The sequence below is a fragment of the Streptococcus sp. IsoGale022 genome (assembly GCF_031142805.1).
GTDB classification, from domain to species: Bacteria; Bacillota; Bacilli; order Lactobacillales; family Streptococcaceae; genus Streptococcus; species Streptococcus sanguinis_A.
Window position 1 is genome coordinate 14517 of record NZ_JAKZJI010000018.1, and the last position, 15474, is coordinate 29990.

Consider the following 15474-nt stretch of genomic DNA (forward strand, 5'->3'; position numbering starts at 1 on the left):
TTAATTCTCCTTCGTAAGTGATTTTTGAACTTCCAATATACTAATCTTTGCGCTAAGCCCAGCTGCTTCTGCTGCTTTTGAAAGCGTCTTGGCAACTAACTGCGATAACATTGTATCTTTATGGCCTTGAAAATTCTTTTTTACAGCATCTACTGTACTTTTTTCTTGAGTTGCTAATTCTTCATACTTTTCTCCACCTAAGTTATACTCCTCTTCAATTGATTCAGCGTCACCCAGTACATATTCAAAATCAATTGAGACGCCAGATAGAGTTTTAGTTGCTTCTTCTAATTCTGCAATTTCTGCATTTAGACCTCTCAATGCTTCATTCAAACCATTGATTTGTGCTTGTATGGCTGCTTTTCCCATAGTTTTCTTCCCTTCTTATTTCATCAATACTTTTAATTTTCTCGTTAAACTATCCACTGTGTAATAGTGAATCTGTGTATCAAGGGCCCCTTCTCTCATTGGAGGTTTATTTGTTGCTGTCACAATCGTTTGGTCATTGAATCGTATGCCCATAAGAGACTGTTTATAAGTTTTTACTAATCTAGATACTTCATCAATTTGTCTTGAAAGATTGCTATCACTAATAACAATAGAAGCATAGCCGACTCTTGCACCTTTTTCTAACACATAGAGGAGCTTATTTTGATTAGATAAACTCAGTTCTTGTGCTAGGTTCACCCAATCATAAATGACAACTGTAGCTACATGTTCATATGCCCGACGCTCTAAACGCCCCTCGATTCTATCTTTTATAGTATCCAATGCTGCCATATATTCCTCTTCCTGTGTTATATAATCTACTCCGTTCTCTATTTGAAGGCCATGATGTTTTGGTGCAAAAACAATAACTTTTTGTTTACCGTGAGTCAATTGATTAACAAAGTCCATCATGTACTCCTGACGATCTGTTAAGTAGAGAAGATTACCCTTGGATATATTCCAAGTAATTGGTTCAACCGTCTCCATATCCAGTCCTAGTGGTACCAAGCCCTGCTTATAAGCTGCTTGGACGCTAGCCCGGCTATAGAAGTCTGCCTCCGTCAACTCCTCAGGTACCATTGGAATAGCACTTGGTCGCTGTCCGGTCCAAGCTTCTTGGAGAGAAGCGACTTCTTGGCGTAGGTTGTTGAGGACTTGCGCATCATTGGCACCCGCTACTGGCAAAGCCAGCTGGATGACATCAACCTCGTCACGCTTCATGAGCGCCCGACCCTTGATGTCTTCCATGGTGGCCGCAAGAGGGGTAGAGCCCACGATGGAGCGAACTTCTCCCACATCATTCTGCGGCAGACTCAGCTGGTGCTTGAAGTTGGCATAGAACTGCGCCCGAAGGTTAGACTGACGGCCCGCTGTCACCAGGAGGTGAACACCGATGCTGAGACCTTCACGGGAGATCCGCACCAAGAGCTTGAAGAGTTCCGCTTCATAAGCCTCTTCCTTCATGGACTCATAGCTGTCCAGTAGGATAACGATAGCCGGCTCTTCCTGACCGCTAGCCTGACGGTAAAGCTCCAAGGTCCCTACGCCATAGTCGGACAAGAGCTTCTTACGCCGGTTGAGCTCCCGCTCCATGATGCGAACAAACTTGGCAATCTTCTCCGTCTGATCCAAAAGCAGGGTATCGGCCACCTGCGGTAATTGCCCTAGTGGTGCCAGACCATTGGTCCCGAAGTCCATCAGGTAGAGCGTGACATCTTTGGGACTGAACTTGCGAGCCAAGTCCATGGCAGCACTCTGCAGGAAGGTTGTCTTCCCCGTACCGGGACTTCCGTAGAGCAGGATATGTCCATCCTTAGACAGATTGACAGAGACAGGCTCTTGCTTCTGTGCCTGCGGAATATCTGCCATTCCCAGAAGGACGGAGACAGGCTTCTTTTGCTCCCATGCTTCCTGCGGTTGGATCGGTTCCAGCTCCTGTAGGGTCATCCGCTCTTTAAGCGGCGGCAGCCAAGGCTGCGGTACTGGAGGAATCTGCTGGCTCTCTGTCAGCAATTGGATCTGACTGACAATAGCCTCCAGCTCTGTCGGTACTTCCTTGATATCTTCTGCTAGATCAAGACCTGACAGGTCTTGATTGAGCACTTCGTATTGGCCCAGGTCATTGATCAGGTAGATGGTATGGTCTTCGATTCCCATCTCGTCCTTATCCGGCTGGTAGTCTGCCCCTGACCAAGCTGACTGGAAGAGTTCATAGACTTCATTATTGCCGACCTGCAGATAGGCCCGGCCAGTCTGGGTGATCTCCGCCGCATCTGGCGTCTTAAGCATTTCCATCGAGTCCGTCCGGTCTGCCACCTTGAGCGCCAACTTAAAGCGGGAGTTGGACCAGATCTGGTCATCCACCACCCCAGAGGGCTTCTGAGTAGCCAGGATCAAGTGGACCCCGAGGGAACGCCCGACCCGAGCGATAGATACCAGCTCCTTGATAAAGTCAGGCTGGTTGACCTTGAGCTCTGCGAACTCATCCGAGATGAGGAAGAGATGGGGCAGGGGTTCAGTTGCTTCCCCGTTCTTAAATTTCTTTTGATATTGGTTGATATGATTGACTTCAAACTCTCTGAAGAGCCGCTCCCGGCGGTGAATCTCCGCATTGATGGAAGCCAGCGCCCGCATGGATTGGGCCCCGTCCAAGTTGGTAATGGTTCCCAAAAGATGGGGCAGGTTCTTGAAGAGATTGGCCATTCCCCCACCCTTGTAGTCGATGAGGAGAAAAGCCACATCGTGTGGGTGGAAGTTGACAGCCAGACTCAGGATATAGGACTGGATAGTCTCCGACTTCCCAGATCCCGTTGTTCCGGCAATCAGCCCGTGCGGTCCGTGAGCCTTTTCATGCAGGTTAAGGTAGACCAGGTCTTCTTTCCCCCGCAAGCCGATAGGTACTGCCAAGCTCTTATAAGGCGCATTCTGTTGCCACTTTTGCAAGACTTGCAGGTCCGAGAAGGTCTCAGCCCCATACATCTCCATAAAGGTGACCGTATCAGGGATTGAGCTCTTGAGATTCTGCAGGTGATTGAGCGGCGCCAAGGTCCGAGCGATGCGCTCCTTGTCATAGCCTTCTGGGAAATGATCCAGTCGGAAGTCAATCTCTCTGAGGATTCCCTCTTCCATGACCAGCTGACCAGTATTGCGGTCCTTGATATTGACAACTGTCTTGATATTTTCAGACAGAGAGCTCATCACATCCTGAACGAAGATGAGTGAGCAGCCCAGGTCAGTCGGATCCTCTGTGAAGAACTCCATGATGATATGGTCGAGAATCAGCTTTTCATCCGTGACCAAGACCACATAGTGAGGACTGTAGAGGGTCGTTTCCTGCCGGGTTGCTTCTTCCTTCTGAGCCTTGCGTAGTTTCAGGATTTGGTTGAGACTGTTTAGAACCTGATCGTGCGTCCGTTGGTTATAGACAAAGCCGCGGACGTTCAGCTCTTGCAGAGTCGCATGCGGCAGCCAGCGCAGCCAATCCCACTGATCGCGCTCCTCCTCTGGCATGATGGTAATCACCTGCACATCGTGGTAGGAGTGAAATACTGCCAACTGCATGACCAAGAGCTGGAGCTGTTCCAGGACCAGATTGCGCGGACCGATATAACCGACCGGCCCATGGCTGAGATTAGCCACGATAGGAAGGTCGGGGATTTTCTTATGCCGAGTGTAGAGAGCATAGCCCTCCTCTTCCAGCGCATCTTTCTTTCCGCTCCGCTCTTCTTGACCGTAGGTCAGCTTATAAGAGGTTGGCACCTGTCCAAGCCCCAAGCGATAGTAGAGAAAGTCAAAGTGCAGCGGTGTCTTCTCGTAGATGCGGTGGCTGTAGTCTGTCACCAGACCCGTTAATTCGTTAATGTTTGGGAAATGGTAAAGCATCCCATCACGCTGCTCACGTTCCAGCTTGTTCAGCTCAATAGCCTTGTCTTTCAGATAGAGGTGGTAAAGATCGATGCGTTCCTTCTTGTCTTCCTTGAACTTCTTGCGGTTTTTGAAGAAACCGCGCACCGAAAAGATAGCACTGGCGATTGACATAGTAACTGTAACGAGGATATAAATCCCCCGCGGCTGAACCAGTGTAATCAGCACCGTCACCCCAACCATAAGGAGTGGCGGCACAATCAGTCTCAAGAGCTCATCATTAGGCTTTTGAGGCTCCTTGCTTGGCGGAGCAATCTGAATCTTGTCCTCTGAACTCCGATAGATAATCCGCGGTGAGCGGTGATAGTCTGGATAGTCTGGATAGAAACCATGGCGAGAAGCGCCCCGTAAGGTCAGGTTAGAACTGACCGTAGCTAGACCCGTCACCCAGATTTCTTCTGGATAGACCTTGAGGCAGATACCTTCCAAGCTCAGCTCGTCGCCGGCTTCCAGCTGGATTTGGTCGCCCGTCCACTCAACGTGATTGAGGTAGACTTGACCTCGCATCTTGGTCAAAAGCCAAGAATCATTCGTTCGCTTCAAGAGCAACTCCAAAGGCGCTTCCAGACTGATGGCTGCCCCCTTCTGGTCGCTGATGAGTAACTCTTTTCTGTCCAGTAGGTCATAAACAGCCGGTTCTGAATCAGATTGATACAAGGTCAGATTACCCAAGGCCATACCGTCAGTTACGACACCCGTTTCTTCCCCCATCTGATAAAAGACTTGACCTTCAGCTAGCTGAAGCTGGATAGGAGTCTCCTGATGAGGCAGGTAAAGCTGAGCCTTCTCACTCGCTGCTAGGAGAACTTTCTTGTCCTCTGTCAGCTGCAGCTCATAGCGCAGATGGTCTGTATAGATGATGATTGTCTTGCCCATACTTACTCCTTCGCGCTACTGCTGGATGACCCTTCACTGCTGGAGGAAGAGTTTGCTCCTGAAGAACCTTCCTCGCTAGAAGCGCTTGAGCTAGAATCACCAGTCAAAAGCTCCTTGCGGCTATCCCAGTATTTCTTATACTCACCTTCCAAGGACTCAAGCTTAGTCTCCCGATCCTTACCAGACAAACTATCGTCCTCACGCACCTTTTTCATCTCCTGCGTCAAGGCATAGATGATCAGATCTGAGTCATTAATCCGTTTGGCTGTGTCCAAAGCATCTTCAAAATCATTACGTCCAACTTGAATCCAGTAATTGAGATACAAATCATCTGATTTTAGTGTGACATTGTTCAGGATGACCTTACGCTGATCATCGGAAAACTCTAGCCCCTGGATATAAGAGTAGGCCAGTTCATATTTCTGTGTATTCGGTAGGCTCTTAGGAGAGATTCCTTCCAGCTCATCGATGACTTTACTGTAGTCCACTTTGATAAAGGCAGTATCCGCCTGTAACAGCTTTTCCTTGAAAGGATTTTGTATGAAAATTAAGTAAATCAAAGGAATGGCCAAAATCACAACAGCTGCAGTCAGCCAGATGGTCGCCAGTTTGAAAATTTTATGCTGGCGCTTGGAAACCAGTGTCTGCTTCTCTGCTTCTTCTGCGGCCTTTTCCTGATAGGATTTCTCCAAAACAGCAACCGCATCTTCCAGACTATCAGCCTCACGCAGCTCCACTAGGAAATCCGGAAGAGTTTCTAGCTCCAACGAACCCTTGTAAAGCTCCATAAAGTCCAGATCTGCAAAGAGCGTCACCGCAAAGCACTTAGCCTGACGCAAGAAGTCCTCCCGAGAAATAGACTGAGGTGTCATAATACCTGGAACTCCGCGATAAGCAATCTTAACCTGCGCATCCTTGGTAATAAAGAGATTAATTGGATGCAGCAAAAAAGTCACCGGTAACTCCAGTGCCGCTTCTAGAGCAAAAACATTGAGAGCCAGACGAATCCGCTCAGAAATCGTGCGCTTTTCAATCTCTTCCTTGGACAGCCCCAAAGGCTCAATCTGATAGGTGAAATAGACACTATCATGGTCGGCCTTAGTCTCCTGCTCCAAGAAAAGTGGATGATGCAGGTCCAAAAGCAAGAGCTCCCGCAAATCCTGCGTTGCCACATCCGAACGCTTGAGCGTCAGACTCCAATTCTTGTCATTTTTTTCATAGATAAACTCTTGTTCAGCAAATACAAATTTTTCCTCAGTCACCTTAAATCTCCTCAATCTCTACTAAATCTCCCGTTGTGACTGGATAATCAGCCAAAACCTTGCCCTCATCCAGTATCAACCCCTTGTTAATAATCCGCAGCTGATACTTATGGCGCTTTCCTTCGATATTGAAAATCTGATCAATCTCCCGAATGAAGCGACGGACCTCAATCCGCTTAGGGATGCGAATATCCACGTCCTTATCCCGCAAACGGAGGGTGATGTTGATATGTCCTTCCATGTTATACTTCTCCCTTACTGATACGATAGCTGACAAAAACAGTCATACTGACCAAGAGCATGGCTGCTACAAAGTAGACCACTCCTGGCAGAAAGTCATCCCAACTGCTCTCCTCATCGCTCTTCAAACTCGTCTGCAGCTTGGACAATTTTTCCGTTCCTGGCTGAAAAAGCTCCTTGGAATGGTAAATATCCGTCGGCCCTTGTATAGCAGAAAACAGTTGTCCCGCTTCTGTGGCCAACTGTTTATTTTGATACTGCTTCATTTCCTGAATTTTTTCCTGATTCTCAGCAACGAAAAGAGACTTGGTGCCTTCCGATTGTGCACCAAAGTTCAGTTCTTGCTCTTTTTCAATCCGCGAATTATCTATCTGCAGACGATTATCCTTAAGCTCATCTGCGGCAACAGCCGTCACCGCAAACGAACTTAGGAGTAGGAATAAAAACAGAATTCTTTTCATACTCTTTTAAACTTCCTCAGTTTTTAATGTTCTAGTCTTGATAAAGATATTAGCTGCAACCAGCAGAGCCAGCAAGACAATCAGACCAAAGATGGCAAAGAAGCCAGCGGTCTTGCCATCAAAGTAACCTGACAGCATGCCTTCTAGCACTGACAAGGCATTCAAGCTCTTGATAAAGGCTGGGAAGCCAGTCAAACTAGCTGTTGTACCAATAGCATTAGACAGGTAGACAAAGCTAATAATCATGAAGAAGGCTAAGCCCATACCCATCACGCGCAAGTGCTTGAGAATCAAATACTGCCCCTGAATCAAGACAAAGCTAGCAACCACAATCAGCAAGACCCAAGACGGCACATATTCCTTGCCGATGTGAAGCTGCATGCTGGAGACAATCCCAATGATCAGACCAATCGTCAGAGACAGGAAGCCTAGGATGCCCACAGTCGTAATATCTGTATCTTGTAGTTTATTAAGCTTAAAGCGGTCTTTAACCTTGCGCACAATATTTTGCGTTGCAAAGAGATAGGCCGTAAAGAGACTGACAATCTCCAGCAAGAGAATCCAAGTAAATGGACGGTAAACATTGACAGTCGCTTTGACAGATGAAGAAGACTGAGCAACTGGATTCGATAAGAAGTCCAACAATACTTCATTAGGAACCCCATTCTCATAGGCATTGTTAAGAACCTTGACAAAAGATTCCACAAAGTTACCATTATCTTCCAATTCCTTATTGAATTGCCCCATCAAGCTTTCAGCATTCGCAGACAGTTTCTCTGTTGTTCCTTGCGCATTTTCCAGCTCACGATTGAAACTGCTGAAGATCTGGTTGACACTATCAGCTGCCTGCACATTGGTCTGTGAAGAGGACTTAACACCAGAAGTCGAAGACAGCAAGGATGAGAATTCTGAATTCAGAGATGACAAATCGGTGTCTGTCTTTTGAAATGCTTTTGATGAGGTTTCTCGAGAAGTCGAGATACCTTTCAACTTCTTTTGCACATCGTCGTAAAGTTTGAGTTGTTTATCAATCTCTGTTGCAAGTTCAGAATTAGTTCCTTTGATATCTTCAATCTTGTTCTTCAAGTTACTAATCGTTTCATCCAAGGTTTCTTTAACCCCTTGAGTCTTGCCATCGTTAGATTTAGACAAGCTACTCTGATAATTATCCAGATTAGAGTTAATGGCATTTATCAAAAGGGTAGATAGGGATTCAGACATATCTTTATTTTTTAACTCAACAAAAGAATCATAAGCCTGGATTAAAGACTCAGCTCGTTGGTAATTAGACGCAATCTCTTGAACCTTTGCTCCGTAGTCTGCAGCTGCTTTCTGCGCAGCCTGTACATTCACGGGCACGCTCGTAGCTGTAATGCCATTCAGAGAAATGTCAATGGAACTATCAACTGAGCTAGCTGCCGCAGCATTATCCACACTAAATTGAACAGTAAACTTAGCATTTTCAGCTAAAGTAATTTCCTGACCATTTGTTACAGGTTCACTATTGTAAGTAATAGTTTGAACCGTTACACCTGCTGGCGGTTGAACTGATACTGTAGCCTTGCTACCAGTCTGAGCATTGACCTGACCGCTAGCAGAACTAGCCGCTTGATCTGCAATCGCTGCAAGATTTGCTAAATCAGCAGCTCCATTTCCTTGCGGCGTTCCAAATTGCGAAATAGTAGAATAGTCAATTGCAGGGACTGACAATCCGTATTTGACCTCTGTTATTGGAAAAGCTGGCAAAGTTTTTACTGTTTCAGCTATTTGGTTTTTTAAGGATGCTTCATAGCTTGTTAAAGCATCTCCAAAAACTGCGCTAAGAGTAATAGGCTTACCTTCTTCAACACCATAGTAGGATCTTAATTTACTATCAACAAAGCCCTGAATCTGCTGTTTATGAACATCTAATTGCCCACGCTCTGCCTTCAAGGCGGCTTCCAACTGCTCTAATTGCTTGCTAACATTATCCGACTGATTTTGATTTGGCTGATTACTGTCATCGTCTGAACCATCATCTGATTGTTTTTTTGCTTCTCCAAGATGCGCAGTCAAATTTTGTTGTGATAAACTCAAACTTTCATAAAGCTTTCCTGTTTCTTCTTCTAAAAGTTGGTGATCCATCTCAATTAGCTGGGTCATGAATTCTTCATAACTTGTTTGATCGCTAATACGCTGTTTGAGAAGGCTATCAAAGTTCTTTCCATAAGTCGCCTGGGAGTTATCTAAGTCATCGAAAGCCTTCGCATAAGTTTCCAGAGTCGTCTTCAGAGAGTTATTGGCTTCGACAGATGAGGCAGACATACTAACCAACGTTGGGAAGATATTCTTAGAGCCAATGGCAGACTCCAACAAGTTAGTTCTGTAATTGCCAATATTAGTGATTTGGACCTCTGAACTAGCCTGCACATTTTGCTGGGCTGTATAAAGATTGCTCAGGATGCTAGCCATATACATATCAACCAACTGGCTATTCAAATCCGCGATAATATCCTTAGCCAGACTGTTGGCCTCATTTTCAATCTGCTGATTTCCCGCAGCATTGACCTTATAAGTGACGATTGTCCGATCTGCACTGATAGCATTGACATCTAGCACTTTTTCCGAAAAGTCACTTGGAATGGTCACGACCAGTTGATATTTGCCATTTTCCAGGCCAGCATCTGCAGCTCCACGCGTCACAATATACCAGTTTTGAGAATCATCCCGTTCTAGATTTTTGACATAGCTAGCTCCAAGATTATACTCTTTCTTGTCAACCTTAACAGCCCGATCTTCATTGACGACCGCGACATTCAGTTTAGTTTTTTGATCCGTTTTAATCTTGCTGTCTCTAGCGCTGCTTGTATTCTTCTGCACTGCAACATTCAGCATCACTACTGCAGCAAGCAAGACAATCACTAAAACAACATTTCCTATATATTTAAATAATTTTTTATTTCCCATGGATACTTTTTCTTTTTTCTTCATTTATTTTTTACATAAGGAGCACTCAAAAAGACACAGATAGCCCTAACATTCTAATTCATATACTGATCCAGATTGTTAGAGCTTGTCTTGACATTGTAGCAGTTTTCTTATTTGATATGAAAGCAACCGCCATTTTTTCATTTTTAATCTTTACAAAAATAGGAAGGCTCTCGCCTTCCTAAAGCCGTTATAACAAAATTAGCGAATTTGTGCAGCGATATCTTGGTCAGTTTGCTCAACGATGTCAGCAACTTTAATCAACTGAGCATTGATATCTTGGAGCAATTGTGCAAATTCTTTGATTTTTGGAGACAATGCGTTGAATTGTGCTTCAAAGCTGTCAAATGCAGAACCATCCCAGTTATCAGCAATATTTGCCTGTTCATTAGTCAGGGTGGTCAAAACTTGAGTTACATTGTCAGAACCTTCAGTGTATCTTTGCGCAGATGTGCGTAAATCTTCTGGAGTTAATTTAATTCGTGCCATAGTTGTTTCTCCTTTAGCAAATTTATATGACAAAAACATTATATCAACAATGACTTTAGGTTTCAAGTTTTTTCTAAATTTTTTTCAAAAATATATTGACACATTGTCAACCTACTTCGTCCAATCATTTGATACTATAACGTTTTCGCCTGTTAGACTCAAGTCTTTAAAACCCCAATTTCTCAAAAATAAGCTGATAGTTTTCTTGGATTTGGTCTAGGCTAACAGTAATCTCCTCACGATTATGATTGTTCTTAACAGTCACCTGACCGCTCTCCACTTCGCTTTCACCCAAGGTGATAAGAGTTTTGGCTTTAAAGATATCAGCCGACTTAAACTGAGCCTTGAGCTTGCGGTCAAGATAATCCCTCTCTGCTGCAAAACCCTGTGCGCGGAGAGCCTGCACTAACTCCAAAGCTCTGCCATTGGCACCAGGTCCTAAAACAGCTACATAAACATCCAGAGCGGTTTCAATCGGCAGCTCTACTCCTTGCTTGTCAAGTACGAGAAGCAAACGTTCCAAGCCCATACCAAAGCCAACACCTGGTGTTTCAGGTCCGCCAAAGTAAGCAACTAGCCCATCATAACGGCCGCCAGCACAAATGGTCAGTTGACTGCCAGCTACCTCTGTCGTAAACTCGAAAATTGTGTGATTATAGTAGTCTAGCCCACGAACCATGTTGGTATTGATAATATAAGGAATCTGCAAGGTCTCCAGCATAGAGCGAACAGCCTCAAAGTAAGCACTGCTCTCCTCATCCAAATAGTCCAGAATAGACGGCGCACCTTCTACTGCCACCTTGTCTTCGGGTTCCTTAGAATCCAGCACGCGCAGCGGATTCTCCTCCAAGCGACGTTGGCTATCTGCTGAAAGGCTAGCCTTCAGTGGGGTCAGATAATCAATCAAGGCCTGACGGTAAGCAGCTCTGCTCTCAGGATTCCCCAGCGAGTTAAGCTCCAAGCTAACATTGGTAATACCAATATCCTTGAAAAATTGAGCAGCCATGGCAATCATTTCCACATCTGTAGCAGGATTGCTAGAGCCAAAACACTCTGCTCCAATCTGGTGAAATTCCCGCAGACGGCCAGCCTGAGGCCGCTCATAGCGGAACATAGAGCCCATATAGTAGACTTTGACAGGCTTTTGCACTTCAGGAGCAAAAAGCTTATTCTCCACATAAGAACGCACCACGGGTGCTGTTCCCTCTGGACGCAGAGTGATATGGCGGTCGCCCTTGTCATAAAAGTCATACATTTCCTTGGTTACTATGTCTGTCGTATCCCCGACCGAGCGGCTGATGACTTCATAGTGCTCAAAAATCGGCGTGCGGATTTCGCCGTAATTGTATTTTTTAAATGTCTTGCGGGCAAAGTCTTCTACATACTGCCACTTGGCTGATTCCTGAGGAAGAATGTCCTGAGTTCCTTTAGGTTTTTGTAATTTCATCTTCTGACCTCCGCCTTCTTTAGTACTTATATTCTATCATAAGTCCGCCATTTTGAGGAGCCCGAAAGGGATTTTTCGTTTGGAAGAACTAAATCCGTTTTCATGTTCCAAAATAGCTTGAAAAAAAGTCAGAATTGTGAGAAAATAAAAACAATTCAACTCAGATAGAAGGGGATAGCCATGAGAGACGATATCAAAATCAATGACCGAGCAGCTGCAATTCAGGATAAATTGGTGGAGAAGCTCGAGCGTATTTACGATCCGGATGTAGAGCTGGATGTCTATAACTTAGGGCTGATTTATGAAATCAACTTAGACGAAAACGGCCACTGTAAGGTTGTTATGACCTTTACCGATACAGCCTGTGATTGTGCTGAGAGTCTACCCATCGCCATTATGGACTCTCTTAAAAAAATAGATGAGATTGAAAGTGCCTCTGTTGAGGTTACTTGGTCTCCTGCTTGGAAAATCACCCGTATCAGCCGCTTCGGACGTATTGCCTTGGGGATCAGTCCTAGATAAGAAAGTGTTAAGTTCTTCTATATAAAAATATCAAACCCGCTAGAAAAACTAGCGGGTTCTTTTGTCATATATAGGCTATTTCTTACCTGTTTCTTCTGGTTTCCAGAAGTCAGTAACAGCACCTTTAGCGGCAGAGGATACCATATGAGCATATTTACCAAGTACCCCGCGACTATAAAGCGGTGGAATAGTCGTTTCTGCCTTACGTTTCGCCAGCTCTTCGTCAGAGACAGCCATAGTAATTTCCTTGGTATCTTGGTCAACCGTGACCATATCGCCTGTACGGAGATAGGCAATCGGGCCACCATCCTGGGCTTCTGGAGCAATGTGTCCAACAACCAAGCCGTAAGTACCGCCTGAGAAGCGACCATCAGTCAGAAGGGCTACCTTGTCTCCTTGACCTTTCCCTACGATGATAGAAGAAAGTGACAGCATTTCTGGCATACCAGGGCCACCTTTTGGTCCAACATAGCGAACTACAACCACATCGCCATCGACTACTTCATCAGCCAGTACCGCATCAATAGCGGCTTCTTCTGAGTCAAAGACCTTGGCTGGTCCGACGTGACGGCGTACTTTAACACCAGAAACCTTAGCAACAGCACCATCTGGGGCCAGATTACCATGCAAGATGATAAGCGGACCGTCTGCACGTTTTGGATTTTCAAGCGGCATGATGACCTTTTGACCTGGTGTCAGATCAGCAAATTCTGCCAGATTCTCTGCCACCGTTTTACCTGTACAAGTAATGCGGTCGCCATGCAGGAAGCCGTTCGCCAAGAGATATTTCATCACAGCCGGCACTCCACCAACCTCATAAAGGTCTTGGAAGACATACTGACCTGACGGTTTCAAGTCAGCCAAATGTGGCACTTTCTCTTGAATGACATTAAAGTCATCAAGCGTCAGCTCAACATTGGCCGCGTGCGCCATGGCCAGCAAGTGCAGAGTAGCATTTGTAGAACCACCCAGAGCCATGGTCACTGTGATTGCATCTTCAAAGGCTTCACGTGTCAAAATATCAGACGGCTTCAGCCCCATTTTCAGCATTTTCACAACAGCACGACCAGCTGCTTCGATATCCTCTTGCTTGTCCTTGGACTCAGCTGGGTGAGAAGAAGAGCCTGGCAGGCTCATGCCCAGAACTTCAATAGCCGTCGCCATAGTGTTGGCCGTATACATACCGCCACAGCCACCAGGACCAGGGCATGCATTACACTCAATGCGGCGCACTTCCTCAGCTGTCAAGTCACCATGGTTCCATTTCCCAATTCCTTCAAAGACAGAAACCAAGTCAATATCCTTGCCGTCCAGATTCCCCGGCGCAATCGTTCCGCCGTAGGCAAAGACAGCAGGAATATCCATATTAGCAATGGCAATCATGGAGCCAGGCATATTTTTATCACAGCCCCCGATAGCTACAAAGGCATCCACATTATGCCCACCCATTGCAGCCTCGATGGAGTCTGCGATGATGTCGCGTGAGGTCAGAGAGAAGCGCATACCTGGCGTTCCCATGGCAATCCCGTCCGCAACCGTAATAGTCCCGTACTGAACAGGCCAAGCGCCCTCTGCTTTGATGCCTTCCTTGGCTAGCTTGCCCAAGTCATGCAAGTGGATGTTACAAGGTGTATTTTCTGCCCAAGTGGAAATCACCCCAACAATAGGCGTTTCAAAATCTTTGTCAGTCATCCCCGTCGCGCGAAGCATGGCACGGTTAGGAGATTTAACCATACTGTCATAAATCTTACTTCTGTGACGAATATCCTTATCTGTCATAGCTTTCCCTTTCATTACAGTAATCTTTGTGCTTTATTATACCACACTTAGGCTATATTTTACAGAGGAAAATTTTTAAATTTTCAGAAGATTGGAAAAATATAGAGGCGAATTTGAAACTTTTTCCTATCAAGCAAAAAGAAGAAAAAAATCTGTCAAGTAACTTTACTTTACAAAAAAGTTTTGTTATACTGTTAAAGTTGATGTAAAACATCAAATTGAATCGAATTCACAAACTAAAAGGAGAAACAAACAATGGCAGTACCTGCACGTCGCACTTCCAAAGCGAAGAAAAACAAACGCCGCACTCACTACAAAGTAACAGCTCCAACTGTAACTTTTGACGAAACTACTGGTGATTACTCACGCTCTCACCGTGTATCCCTTAAAGGATACTACAAGGGCCGTAAGATCGCCAAAGCTGCTGCAGCAGAATAATAGAAGGGAGCTACCATGCGCGTAAATATTACACTTGAACACAAAGAATCTGGTGAACGCTTGTACCTTACTTCTAAAAACAAACGCAACACACCAGACCGTCTTCAATTGAAGAAATACTCACCAAAACTTCGCAAGCACGTTGTGTTTACAGAAGTGAAGTAAGCATTCAATACGAATCAATACAGAAGAAAAACGCTGATTTCAAGCGTTTTTTCTTTTTGCCAAATGCGATATATTGCACTGTATTTCAATTCAAACTCTACCTTTTTCTCTACCTTTTTTAGATAAATATATCATCTGGATATTGAAGTTAAGCCCTGCTATAATTTCGATGGCAGGGCTTTTTAATATTTGGTACACTACCTTCTTATCTATATTTTGATGGAGCTGAAGTTGACATCTACAAAGTTTAATGTTAAAATACATTCAAAAATATATTTGAATGAGGTGTTTTATGGTTCAAAATATTGTTACTTCAATAATCCTGTATTCTGGGACAGCCGTAGACTTACTTATTATCCTAATGTTATTTTTTGCCAAACGAAAAAGCAGAAAGGACATCATTAACATCTATTTAGGACAATTTCTAGGCTCTGTTAGTCTAATATTCCTAAGTTTGCTTTTTGCATTTGTATTAAATTATATTCCTAGTAAAGAGATTTTAGGTTTACTCGGTTTGATTCCAATTTTCCTAGGCCTCAAAGTTTTGCTTTTAGGAGATTCTGATGGAGAAGCTATTGCAAAAGATGGTTTGCGAAAAGACAATAAAAACCTGATTTTTCTAGTCGCTATGATTACTTTTGCAAGTTGTGGCGCTGACAATATTGGTGTTTTTGTCCCATATTTTACTACCTTAAATTTAGCGAATTTGATAGTAGCTTTATTTACCTTTCTAGTCATGATTTATCTCTTGGTTTTTTCTGCCCAAAAATTGGCACAAGTCCCTTCTATTGGAGAAACCTTGGAAAAATATAGCAGATGGTTTATTGCCGTTGTTTATTTAGGATTGGGGATATATATCCTGATTGAAAACAACAGTTTTAACATGCTATGGACTGTGTTAAGCTAGGAGAAAATA

The 15474-nt window shown here is 44.6% G+C and carries 14 protein-coding genes; 4 read left to right on the top strand and 10 right to left on the bottom strand.

Features of this window, described 5'->3' with window-relative positions; all coding sequences use genetic code 11:
- The 8 genes from RG608_RS09220 to hisS all read right to left on the bottom strand — a co-directional run bounded on the left by RG608_RS09220 (position 1) and on the right by hisS (position 11654).
- Complete coding sequence (locus RG608_RS09220) at positions 1-369, bottom strand: septum formation initiator (RefSeq protein WP_101771991.1); 369 nt, start codon at positions 367-369, stop codon at positions 1-3.
- A 15-nt stretch (positions 370-384) separates the two neighbouring features.
- On the bottom strand, positions 385-4788 hold the full coding sequence (essC, locus tag RG608_RS09225) for a type VII secretion protein EssC (RefSeq protein ID WP_308946885.1): 4404 nt from the start codon (positions 4786-4788) through the stop codon (positions 385-387).
- Positions 4789-4790: 2 nt separating this feature from the next.
- A complete protein-coding gene (essB, locus tag RG608_RS09230; RefSeq protein ID WP_308946886.1) occupies positions 4791-6050 on the bottom strand; it encodes a type VII secretion protein EssB in 1260 nt (419 codons plus the stop codon).
- Between the two features lies 1 nt (position 6051).
- Entirely contained in the window at positions 6052-6291 is a 240-nt protein-coding gene (locus tag RG608_RS09235; protein ID WP_002894139.1) for an EsaB/YukD family protein, read from the bottom strand.
- A gap of 1 nt (position 6292) precedes the next feature.
- Complete coding sequence (gene essA, locus RG608_RS09240) at positions 6293-6751, bottom strand: type VII secretion protein EssA (RefSeq protein ID WP_002908257.1); 459 nt, start codon at positions 6749-6751, stop codon at positions 6293-6295.
- Positions 6752-6757: 6 nt separating this feature from the next.
- On the bottom strand, positions 6758-9697 hold the full coding sequence (gene esaA / locus RG608_RS09245; RefSeq protein ID WP_308946887.1) for a type VII secretion protein EsaA: 2940 nt from the start codon (positions 9695-9697) through the stop codon (positions 6758-6760).
- A gap of 222 nt (positions 9698-9919) precedes the next feature.
- Positions 9920-10207, bottom strand: a complete 288-nt coding sequence (locus tag RG608_RS09250) for a WXG100 family type VII secretion target (protein WP_125402618.1) — start codon at positions 10205-10207, stop codon at positions 9920-9922.
- Positions 10208-10373: 166 nt separating this feature from the next.
- Positions 10374-11654, bottom strand: a complete 1281-nt coding sequence (gene hisS, locus RG608_RS09255) for a histidine--tRNA ligase (RefSeq protein WP_268687161.1) — start codon at positions 11652-11654, stop codon at positions 10374-10376.
- Positions 11655-11834: 180 nt separating this feature from the next.
- Between hisS and RG608_RS09260 the strand changes: the two genes are divergently transcribed.
- A complete protein-coding gene (locus tag RG608_RS09260) occupies positions 11835-12176 on the top strand; it encodes a metal-sulfur cluster assembly factor (RefSeq protein ID WP_002899327.1) in 342 nt (113 codons plus the stop codon).
- Between the two features lie 75 nt (positions 12177-12251).
- Here RG608_RS09260 and ilvD read toward each other — a convergent pair whose 3' ends face one another.
- The gene (gene ilvD, locus RG608_RS09265) at positions 12252-13955 is read right to left on the bottom strand and encodes a dihydroxy-acid dehydratase (protein WP_268687160.1); all 1704 of its coding nucleotides are present in this window, start codon (positions 13953-13955) and stop codon (positions 12252-12254) included.
- 255 nt (positions 13956-14210) lie between these two features.
- On the opposite strand from ilvD, the gene rpmF reads away from it, so the two are divergent.
- Together rpmF and rpmG are read left to right on the top strand one after the other, a co-directional pair.
- Positions 14211-14393: a 50S ribosomal protein L32 gene (rpmF, locus tag RG608_RS09270; RefSeq protein WP_002894148.1), complete on the top strand. Its 183-nt coding sequence runs from the start codon at positions 14211-14213 to the stop codon at positions 14391-14393.
- A gap of 15 nt (positions 14394-14408) precedes the next feature.
- Complete coding sequence (gene rpmG / locus RG608_RS09275; RefSeq protein WP_001265622.1) at positions 14409-14558, top strand: 50S ribosomal protein L33; 150 nt, start codon at positions 14409-14411, stop codon at positions 14556-14558.
- Between the two features lie 90 nt (positions 14559-14648).
- On the opposite strand, the gene RG608_RS09280 is transcribed toward rpmG, so the two are convergent.
- Positions 14649-14822: a hypothetical protein gene (locus RG608_RS09280; RefSeq protein ID WP_002894150.1), complete on the bottom strand. Its 174-nt coding sequence runs from the start codon at positions 14820-14822 to the stop codon at positions 14649-14651.
- Positions 14823-14850: 28 nt separating this feature from the next.
- On the opposite strand from RG608_RS09280, the gene RG608_RS09285 reads away from it, so the two are divergent.
- A complete protein-coding gene (locus tag RG608_RS09285; protein WP_308946891.1) occupies positions 14851-15465 on the top strand; it encodes a CadD family cadmium resistance transporter in 615 nt (204 codons plus the stop codon).
- Positions 15466-15474 lie beyond the last annotated feature (9 nt).

What these genes read in the sequence shown, in the direction of transcription:
- esaA (WP_308946887.1), bottom strand. Translation starts at nt 9,697, where the DNA reads ATGGGAAATAAAAAATTATTTAAATATATAGGAAATGTTGTTTTAGTG.
- RG608_RS09280 (WP_002894150.1), bottom strand. Translation starts at nt 14,822, where the DNA reads ATGTATTTTAACATTAAACTTTGTAGATGTCAACTTCAGCTCCATCAA.
- ilvD (WP_268687160.1), bottom strand. Translation starts at nt 13,955, where the DNA reads ATGACAGATAAGGATATTCGTCACAGAAGTAAGATTTATGACAGTATG.
- RG608_RS09285 (WP_308946891.1), top strand. Translation starts at nt 14,851, where the DNA reads ATGGTTCAAAATATTGTTACTTCAATAATCCTGTATTCTGGGACAGCC.
- rpmF (WP_002894148.1), top strand. Translation starts at nt 14,211, where the DNA reads ATGGCAGTACCTGCACGTCGCACTTCCAAAGCGAAGAAAAACAAACGC.
- essC (WP_308946885.1), bottom strand. Translation starts at nt 4,788, where the DNA reads ATGGGCAAGACAATCATCATCTATACAGACCATCTGCGCTATGAGCTG.
- essA (WP_002908257.1), bottom strand. Translation starts at nt 6,751, where the DNA reads ATGAAAAGAATTCTGTTTTTATTCCTACTCCTAAGTTCGTTTGCGGTG.
- hisS (WP_268687161.1), bottom strand. Translation starts at nt 11,654, where the DNA reads ATGAAATTACAAAAACCTAAAGGAACTCAGGACATTCTTCCTCAGGAA.
- RG608_RS09235 (WP_002894139.1), bottom strand. Translation starts at nt 6,291, where the DNA reads ATGGAAGGACATATCAACATCACCCTCCGTTTGCGGGATAAGGACGTG.
- RG608_RS09260 (WP_002899327.1), top strand. Translation starts at nt 11,835, where the DNA reads ATGAGAGACGATATCAAAATCAATGACCGAGCAGCTGCAATTCAGGAT.
- rpmG (WP_001265622.1), top strand. Translation starts at nt 14,409, where the DNA reads ATGCGCGTAAATATTACACTTGAACACAAAGAATCTGGTGAACGCTTG.
- RG608_RS09250 (WP_125402618.1), bottom strand. Translation starts at nt 10,207, where the DNA reads ATGGCACGAATTAAATTAACTCCAGAAGATTTACGCACATCTGCGCAA.
- RG608_RS09220 (WP_101771991.1), bottom strand. Translation starts at nt 369, where the DNA reads ATGGGAAAAGCAGCCATACAAGCACAAATCAATGGTTTGAATGAAGCA.